General features: G+C 65.9%; 9 protein-coding genes. 7 read left to right on the top strand and 2 right to left on the bottom strand.

What is annotated here, in order from left to right; translation table 11 throughout:
• Window positions 1-144: 144 nt before the first annotated feature.
• Together ACVOKO_RS19070 and ACVOKO_RS19065 are read right to left on the bottom strand one after the other, a co-directional pair.
• A complete protein-coding gene (locus ACVOKO_RS19070; protein WP_346500908.1) occupies window positions 145-504 on the bottom strand; it encodes a hypothetical protein in 360 nt (119 codons plus the stop codon).
• Window positions 501-1,460, bottom strand: coding sequence for a hypothetical protein (locus tag ACVOKO_RS19065; RefSeq protein ID WP_346500905.1), 960 nt, complete (start codon window positions 1,458-1,460; stop codon window positions 501-503). The genes ACVOKO_RS19070 and ACVOKO_RS19065 overlap by 4 nt, the downstream gene beginning before the upstream one ends.
• Window positions 1,461-1,607: 147 nt before the next feature.
• Between ACVOKO_RS19065 and prmA the strand changes: the two genes are divergently transcribed.
• The 7 genes from prmA (at window position 1,608) to purD (ending at window position 8,215) form a co-directional block, all read left to right on the top strand.
• On the top strand, window positions 1,608-2,522 hold the full coding sequence (prmA, locus tag ACVOKO_RS19060) for a 50S ribosomal protein L11 methyltransferase (RefSeq protein WP_346500903.1): 915 nt from the start codon (window positions 1,608-1,610) through the stop codon (window positions 2,520-2,522).
• A 29-nt stretch (window positions 2,523-2,551) separates the two neighbouring features.
• Entirely contained in the window at window positions 2,552-3,367 is an 816-nt protein-coding gene (locus tag ACVOKO_RS19055; protein WP_346500901.1) for a DUF3426 domain-containing protein, read from the top strand.
• 99 nt (window positions 3,368-3,466) lie between these two features.
• Window positions 3,467-3,739: a DNA-binding transcriptional regulator Fis gene (fis, locus tag ACVOKO_RS19050; RefSeq protein WP_057626401.1), complete on the top strand. Its 273-nt coding sequence runs from the start codon at window positions 3,467-3,469 to the stop codon at window positions 3,737-3,739.
• 324 nt (window positions 3,740-4,063) lie between these two features.
• Window positions 4,064-5,647, top strand: coding sequence for a bifunctional phosphoribosylaminoimidazolecarboxamide formyltransferase/IMP cyclohydrolase (gene purH / locus ACVOKO_RS19045; protein ID WP_346500898.1), 1,584 nt, complete (start codon window positions 4,064-4,066; stop codon window positions 5,645-5,647).
• Window positions 5,648-5,669: 22 nt separating this feature from the next.
• The gene (locus tag ACVOKO_RS19040; RefSeq protein ID WP_346500896.1) at window positions 5,670-6,497 is read left to right on the top strand and encodes a hypothetical protein; all 828 of its coding nucleotides are present in this window, start codon (window positions 5,670-5,672) and stop codon (window positions 6,495-6,497) included.
• Window positions 6,488-6,907, top strand: a complete 420-nt coding sequence (locus ACVOKO_RS19035; protein WP_346500894.1) for a hypothetical protein — start codon at window positions 6,488-6,490, stop codon at window positions 6,905-6,907. Before ACVOKO_RS19040 ends, ACVOKO_RS19035 begins: the two co-directional genes overlap by 10 nt.
• 21 nt (window positions 6,908-6,928) lie before the next feature.
• Complete coding sequence (gene purD, locus ACVOKO_RS19030) at window positions 6,929-8,215, top strand: phosphoribosylamine--glycine ligase (protein WP_346500892.1); 1,287 nt, start codon at window positions 6,929-6,931, stop codon at window positions 8,213-8,215.
• Window positions 8,216-8,430 lie beyond the last annotated feature (215 nt).

The raw sequence follows: 8,430 nt of genomic DNA, 5'->3' as shown, positions 1-8,430 counted from the left end.
GCAGAGGCTCTACCGGTAACGCCCATGCCGAGCATGGCTCGGCACTACAGGTGACGCTTCGGCCGATCATTGCTTGGTATTACACGCAGGCACAAAAAAAGGCGGGGAATCCCCGCCTTTTTCGTGCCTGATGGCAACGCCGGTTTACTCGGCGTCCACCACGGTGCCCTTGACCGGCTCGGTGCCCAGCGGCGAGGACGGGTCCATCACCGTCACCGTTTCCACCGAACCATCCGGCCATACGATCTGGAAGCTGCTGCCCGGCTGCAGGGTGTTGAACGGCATGCCGCTCTGCGCGCGATACACCGCCGCGGCCTGGGTTGCACCGGCGCGGCGCAGGTCCGCATCGGACTTGACGCTGGTCAGCTTGATCTTGGACAGGGCTCGGTAACGGTCTTCGTAGGTGTCTATCAACACCACGCCCACCGCGCCTGCCGAATAGGCCACGAACAGCACGACCCAGATCCAGAACTTCGCCCCGTGCATGAAACGTCGGTAGTTCATTGCACACCTCGCTGCGCACTGCGCAAGCTGCTGACCATCTCGTTCATTTTTTCCATACCCTGCCGCGATACCGCAGCGTCGTAAACGAATGACTCAAAATCCTGTTGGGGATCGCGCGAGCAGATCCCGCCATTGGCGCAGTAGGCCACCATCAAGGTGCTGTCCGGGCCGCAGGCCAAACCCAATTGGCAGGCGGCAACCTGCCAGGCCAACTGGCTGAACTGGCTACCGGCAACCATGCCGCGATAGGCCTCATCACCGGCCGCTGCACTGCCCATTGCACCGGATATGGCCAGGAAGGCCTCCGGGTCCTGCGAAGACTGCACCCGCTCCACCAGCGCACGCCGGTACTCGGGGGTGTCGATCAAGGGCTCACCCATCGACAGCATGGCTGCCTCGGCGGCCAGATTGCCGGCCTTGGCCGATGCCAGCCGCTGCTGCAGCAGACGAGCGCGGCCCAGACCATCGGCGGAACTGAAGCCCGCGCAGCTCTGCCGCACCTTGCCGCGCGCAGCCAACATCGCGGAGATCGCGTCCAGATCCATGCGCTGCAATGCGGCGCTATCCAGCGCATAGCCCGATGGGTCCATCGCAAACACGCCACAGTGATCGTAGATGCGACTGGCTATCCAGCCCGCTTCGGCATTGCCCGCATCCGCAGCGACCTGCAGCTGCTGCGCATAGGCAAACAAATCGGTGCCGTTTTCCAGCGCTGCGCGCAGATCCAACGGCAAGCCAGCCGCTACCGCGGTGGAACGCTCCGGCAGCTCCCTGTTGCCGCCCAGCAGCGGCGCTGCCAGCGTGGCCGGGCCGGCATCGCTGGCGGCCGCTACGGCAGCTGCGTCCGCATTGCCTGCGTGCACACTGGCCCCACTGCGAACACCCAACGCAGCCATCAGCACTGCCGCAGGCAGCACCAACAGATACCAGGGTTTTCTGGCCAGCAACGAGAACATGGGAAGGCAGCAGCCTGAGATACAGGTACAGGGCGGGGATTCTATCAAGGCCGGCGGCCGGCACGAATGAACCAACAAGCTGAACGGGCAATTGGCGCCCGCCTCGTCTAGGATGCGTCCCCTGTCCCGCTGTTGCCGTAAGCCCCCATGCCCTTCCTCGAATTGACCCTGCGCTGCACCGAAGCCACCCAGCCCCGTTACGAGAATGCCCTCGACGACGTCGGCGCGCTGGCGGTGACCATGCTCGACGCCGACGCTGACACCAGCAACGAGCGCGCAATCCTGGAACCGGGCGTGGGCGAAACCCCGCTGTGGAACGAGCTGACCCTGAGTGCGCTGTTCCCGGCCGACACCAATGCGCTGGCCCTGCTGGCCGCACTGGAGTCCTTCGACCCCGGCCTGGAATGGACCAACGCCAGCTTCCGCGCCGTACAGGACGAAGACTGGGAACGCGCCTGGCTGGACCAGTTCCAGCCCATGCAGTTCGGCCAGCGCACCTGGATCGTGCCGTGGAACCATGAGCTGCCGGAGGCCGCACAGGCCGCCGACGCCGCCATTGTCCGGCTCGACCCGGGCCTGGCTTTCGGCTCGGGCACCCACCCGACCACCGCCCTGTGCCTGCGCTGGCTGGACCAGCTCTCGGCCGAAGGCAAGCTGGCCGGCAACACCGTGCTGGATTTCGGCTGCGGCTCCGGCATCCTCGCCCTGGCCGCGCTGAAGCTCGGTGCCGCCGCTGCGGTTGGCGTGGACAACGACCCGCAGGCGCTGATCGCCACCCATGACAACGGCGAGCGCAACGGCGTGCATATCGCCGCCTATCTGCCGGAAGACGAGCCGGTCGCCACCTATCCGGTGGTGGTCGCCAACATCCTGGCCTCGGCCCTGGATGCACTGGCCGAACTGCTGGCCGCACGCGTCGCGGCAGGCGGACAGATTGCCTTGTCCGGCATCCTGCATGGCCAGGAAGACGAGCTGCTGGAACGCTACGCGGCGTGGTTCGATCAGCTTGAAGCCACCCAGGATGGCGATTGGATGCGCATCACCGGCGTGCGCCGTGCTTGAATGGCGACAGTGCCTCGGCCTGCCCTGCCATGACTGAAAAGACCAAGCCCGCCCGCCGTTCCCTGGCGACCTTCCTGCAAGGTCCGGCCACACCCGCCCCAACCGCTGCGCCGGAAAGCGCAGCGGACACGCTGGCGGCCGCTGATGCACAGGCAACACTCACGCTGGATCTGCCCTCACCGGTGGACTCGCCTGACGCCGCCCCGGCCAGCGAGGAAGCACCGACAGCCGTGTCACTTGAAGCTGCCAGTGCTGCTGACAGCGCCAGCAGCGTCGAGGTCATCGAGGACGCGGCATCGGCAGAAGACGAGGCAGCGCCGACCGTGGCCGCGCCCAGTTTTGCCCGCGCCAGCGCCAGGCCAACCGCAGTCCCCACCGATACGCCGCGCTGGCAATGGGGCGTGGTGCTGGCCCTGGCCCTGCTGCTCGGCCTGCAGATCATTCTGTCCGACCGCGCCAGATTGGCCGCCGATGCCGGCACCCGGCCGCTGGTCAGCGCGCTGTGCACGGTGCTGCGCTGCACGCTGCCGCCGTGGCATGAACCCAGCGCGTTCAGCATGCTCAGCCGCGATATCCGCCCGGTGCCCGGGCAGGCGGGCGCGCTGCAGGTGCAAGCCAGCTTCCGCAATGACGCACGTTGGGCGCAGGCCTGGCCGGCCTTGCGCTTGTCCCTGTCCGATGCCGATGGCCGGGTGATCGGCCGGCGCACCCTGCAGGCGGCCGAATACCTGGGCGCCGGCGCCGACCCGCAGGCGCGGCTGGAACCCGGACAAAGCGCGCAGGTGTCATTCCGACTGCGCGAACCGGCGGCCGCCACGGTCGCCTTCAGCTTTGAATTTCAGTAACCGTGGGTCAATGGCGTGGCAGGCCGGCGGTCCACGCGCTAGACTCCCTCCCCCACGCCGGGCCAACCGCGCCCGACTTTGCTGAATCCGGGAATTTCCTTGAACGCTGCCCCCACCCGTCCTGACACCAGTCGTGGCGCTCCGAAGCCGCCGCTTCGCGAACACGTTGCCCAGTCCGTTCGGCGCTACCTGCGCGACCTGGATGGCTGTGACGCGGACGACGTGTACGAGATCGTGCTGCGCGAGATGGAAATCCCCTTGTTCGTGGAAGTGTTGAACCACTGCGAAGGCAACCAGAGCCGTGCTGCCGCGCTGCTGGGCATTCACCGCGCCACCCTGCGCAAGAAGCTGAAGGAATACGGGCTGGCGTAAGCCGCCGCATCACCTGTAGAGCCGAGCCATGCTCGGCTGAAGCGTTACCGGTGCCCCCTGCCGTCGTGCATCGCGGGCAAAGGCCCTTGCCGAGCATCATTCGGCGGTACCTACGCATTGCCTGTAACGCCCCTTGCCGAGCATGGCTCGGCACTACAGGGCATTGCCTGGAACGCCCCTGCCGAGCATGGCTCGGCACTACGGTGCATTGCCTGTAACGCCCCCTGCCGAGCATGGCTCGGCACTACGGTGAAACCTTTGGCGACCACGGGTGGGAGCGCGCGGCTACAATATTGGCCCGCTTCCGCTTCCCCCTGCCTCCCCATGTCCTCTGATCTGCTGCCCGTACGCCGGGCTCTGCTGTCCGTTTCCGACAAGACCGGCCTGATCGATCTGGCCCGTGCCCTGGCTGCCCGCAACGTCGAGCTGCTGTCCACCGGCGGCACCGCCAAGGCGATCCGCGAGGCCGGGCTGCCGGTCAAGGACGTGTCCGATGTCACCGGCTTCCCGGAAATGATGGACGGCCGGGTCAAGACCCTTCACCCGATGGTGCACGGCGGCCTGCTGGGCCGCGCCGGCACCGATGATGCGGTGATGGCCGAACACGGCATTGCTGCCATCGACCTGCTGGTACTGAACCTGTATCCGTTCGAGTCGGTCACCGCCAAGGCCGATTGCAGCCTGGCCGACGCCGTGGAAAACATCGACATCGGTGGCCCGGCGATGCTGCGCAGCGCGGCCAAAAACTTCGCCCGCGTTGCCGTGACCACCAGCCCGGATCAATACGAAGCGCTGCTGGCCGAGCTGGCCAACAACGACGGCCAGCTGTCGGCGGCCAAGCGTTTTGAACTGTCGGTGGCCGCGTTCAACCGCGTCGCCCAGTACGACGCGGCAATCAGCAACTATCTGTCGGCTGTCACCGACACCAGCGCTGCAGTACCGGTGCGCAATGAATACCCGGCGCAGATGAATTCCTCCTTCATCAAGGTCATGGACCTGCGCTACGGCGAAAACCCGCACCAGAGCGGCGTGTTCTACCGCGACCTCTACCCGGTGCCGGGCACCCTGGCTACCTTCGTGCAGCTGCAGGGCAAGGAACTTAGCTACAACAACCTGGCCGACGCCGATGCTGCATGGGAATGCGTGCGTCAGTTCGAGGTGCCGGCCTGCGTCATCGTCAAGCACGCCAATCCGTGTGGTGTAGCCGTGGCTGCCGATGTCGGCGCCGCCTACGAAATGGCCTACAACACCGACCCGACCAGCGCCTTCGGCGGCATCCTCGCCTTCAACCGCACGCTGGACGCGGCCACCGCCAAGGCCATCCTCGACCGCCAGTTCGTCGAAGTGCTGATCGCACCGGACTACGAACCGGCCGCGCTGGAATACGCCACCAAGAAAGCCAATGTACGCGTGCTGCGCATTCCGGCCGGCGATGCCCGCAACAACTACGACACCAAGCGCATTGGTTCGGGCCTGCTCATTCAGAGCGCCGACAACCGCGGCATGAGCGCCGATGAGCTGAAGACCGTCACCCAGCGCGCGCCGACTGCGGCTGAAACGCGTGACCTGCTGTTTGCCTGGCGCGTGGCCAAGTACGTCAAGTCCAACGCGATTGTCTACGCCAAGGACGAGCGCACCATCGGCGTTGGCGCCGGCCAGATGAGCCGCGTCTACTCGGCACGTATCGCCGGCATCAAGGCCGCCGATGCCGGCCTGGTGGTGCCGGGCTCGGTGATGGCATCGGATGCATTCTTCCCGTTCCGCGATGGCCTGGACGCCGCCGCCGAAGCCGGCATCACCGCGGTGATCCAGCCGGGCGGTTCGATGCGCGACAACGAAGTGATCGCCGCTGCCGATGAACATGGCATCGCCATGGTGTTCACCGGCGTGCGCCACTTCCGTCACTGATCCCGTTACTGAGAACCGGCACATGGCGACCAGGGTTATCCCGCGTTTGATCTCCCTGCTCGCCGTCGCCCTGCTGGCGGCTTGCCAGCAGGGCACGCCCGCACAGAACGATGTGCCTGCTGCGAAACCAAAGCTCAGCTACGAGGCCGGTGTGTTGGCCCTGCTGCAGGAACGTTATGGCGCCAGCGCGCAATTGCAGGGGCAATGGGCGCAGCAGTTGAATGATCCCGACCTGGATCATGCCCGCCCGGTCCATCGCGACATCTGTGCCGACCAGGCCATCCAGGTGCAGAGCGGCAGCTATCGCATGCTGGCGGTCTGCACCGCGTATGACGATGCCAGCCCGATCGAACTGGGCAGCACCGATTTCATCGTGCTGCGCCGCGCCGCCGATGACGGCGTCAGCGTTGCCGCCGAACTGCTCGGCCAGGGCAGCGGCACCGGCGGCAAGCCCGGCAGCGTCACCGCCTTGCAGATGGGCGCCAATGCCTGGGGTTTCCAGGTCGACGACGAGCTGGTGGTGGTCGGTGCCTTGATGCGCAACCGCGCCTGGTATCTGTTCGACGGCGACAAGACGCTGTCGAGCGCGGGCTGGCTGCGCAGCCATTTGGACGACCACAACGCCATTGACTGCAATGCATCCGGCAACTGTTCGCACGGCCGCCTGGACCTGAACTTCGACGCCGTTCCCGATGACAGCCAACCGCAGCTGGCTTACTGGCCGCTGCGCGTGCAGGAGAAGGGCCGCGGCTGTGCTGGCGCGGTCAACAAGAGTCACAGCATCGACTACGACACGGCGCAGTTGCGCTATTCGATTCCTTCGACCATGCAGATCGAGGCGTGCAACTGATGCGCAAGGTGATCCTCGCAGTAACCGCCGGCCTTTGCGCGGTGCTGCTTGCCGGTTGTGGGAACAACTCGCCTGGCGATGCCCAGCAGACCGCGTTGACCGCACTCGGCAAGCAGCTTCCCAAACCTTACCGCGATGGTCTGATCACCGATTCGGCGCACCTCCAAGGTGCTGACATCGTGTTGGTGGTGCGTTTCCCCGATGCCACCGTGGACATGGCCAAGGCAAAGCCCGATGTGTTTGCGGCATTGCGCCGTGATGAAAACCAGGCCATCGCCGAGCTGTGCGCGGAACCGGCATTGCAGCCAGTCTTCGCCGCCGGTGGTGGCGTGCAGCGCCGCTTCGTGGATGCCAATGGCGCGGTGTTCTTCAACGTCGCGCTGAAAGCCTCCGATTGCACTACCCATTGATGCCCCACAGGAACTGACTTCATGAAAATCCTCGTCATCGGCTCTGGTGGCCGCGAACACGCCCTGGCCTGGAAGTTGGCGCAATCGCCGCGCGTAAGCGAAGTGATCGTTGCTCCCGGCAACGCCGGCAGCGCCACCGAAGGCAAATGCCGCAACGTCGCGGTCAAGGTCAACGATATCGATGGCCTGCTGAAGCTGGCACAGGACGAGGCCGTGGGCCTGACCGTGGTTGGCCCGGAAGTACCGCTGGTGCTGGGCGTTGTCGATCGCTTCCGCGACACCGGCCTGCGCATCTTCGGGCCCACCGCTGCTGCCGCGCAGCTGGAAGGCAGCAAGGCCTTCGCCAAGGATTTCCTGGCACGCCACGGCATTCCCACCGCGTACTACGCCGTGCACACCGAGGTTGATGCCGCACTGGCCTACCTGCATGAGAAGGGCGCGCCCATCGTCATCAAGGCCGACGGTCTTGCTGCCGGCAAGGGTGTGATCGTGGCGATGACGATGGAAGAAGCCGAGGCTGCCGTGCACGACATGCTCAGCGGCAACGCCTTTGGCGATGCCGGCGCGCGCGTGGTGATCGAGGAGTTCCTCGAAGGCGAGGAAGCCAGTTTCATTTCGATGGTCGATGGCCGCGTCGCATTGCCGATGGCCACCAGCCAGGACCACAAGCGCGTGGGCGATGGCGACACCGGCCCGAATACGGGTGGCATGGGTGCGTACTCACCCGCCCCGGTAGTGACGCCGGAAGTGCACGCGCGGGTAATGCGCGAAGTAGTGGAGCCGACCGTGGCCGGCATGATCGCCGACGGCGTGCCGTTCACTGGTTTCCTGTATGCCGGCCTGATGATCGACGCCGACGGCGCACCGAAGGTGATCGAATTCAACGTGCGCTTCGGCGACCCGGAAACCCAACCGGTGATGCTGCGCCTGCAGTCGGATCTGGTGGATCTGCTGGAAGCCGCCACTGATGGCGCGCTGGCTGGCGTGGACGCGCAATGGGATCCGCGCCCGTCGCTGGGTGTTGTACTGGCTGCCAAGCCCTATCCGGAAACGCCGATCACCGGTGATGTGATCAGCGGGCTGAACGACGTCCCCGCCAGTGCCAAGGTATTCCATGCCGGCACCGCGCTGGACGCCGACGGCAACGTGGTCAGCGCCGGCGGCCGCGTACTGTGCGTGGCGGCATTGGGCGACAGCGTGGGCGATGCGCAGAAGCATGCGTATGCGGGCGTGGCCAGAATCCATTGGGCCAATGAGTTCCACCGCAACGACATCGGCTGGCGCGCGATCGCCCGCGAGCAGCAGTAAGCGGAGCTCAGCCCTCCCCTGCACTTCGTGCAAGGGAGGGAGCATGTAGTGCCGAGCCATGCTCGGCAGGGGCTCCACCGGTAATGCCGCAAAAGCTACCCCTCCCCAACCCTCCCCTGCACTTCGTGCAAGGGAGGGGGCATGTAGTGCCGAGCCCTGCGCGGCCGGGGGGCTCCCCGTAAGGCCCCCGCCCAGCCTGGCGCGGCTCGACACTT

The sequence above is a fragment of the Stenotrophomonas sp. STEN240 genome, assembly GCF_056756175.1.
Note: the sequence above shows the minus strand (reverse complement) of the source record. Positions and strands in the feature narration are given on the sequence as shown.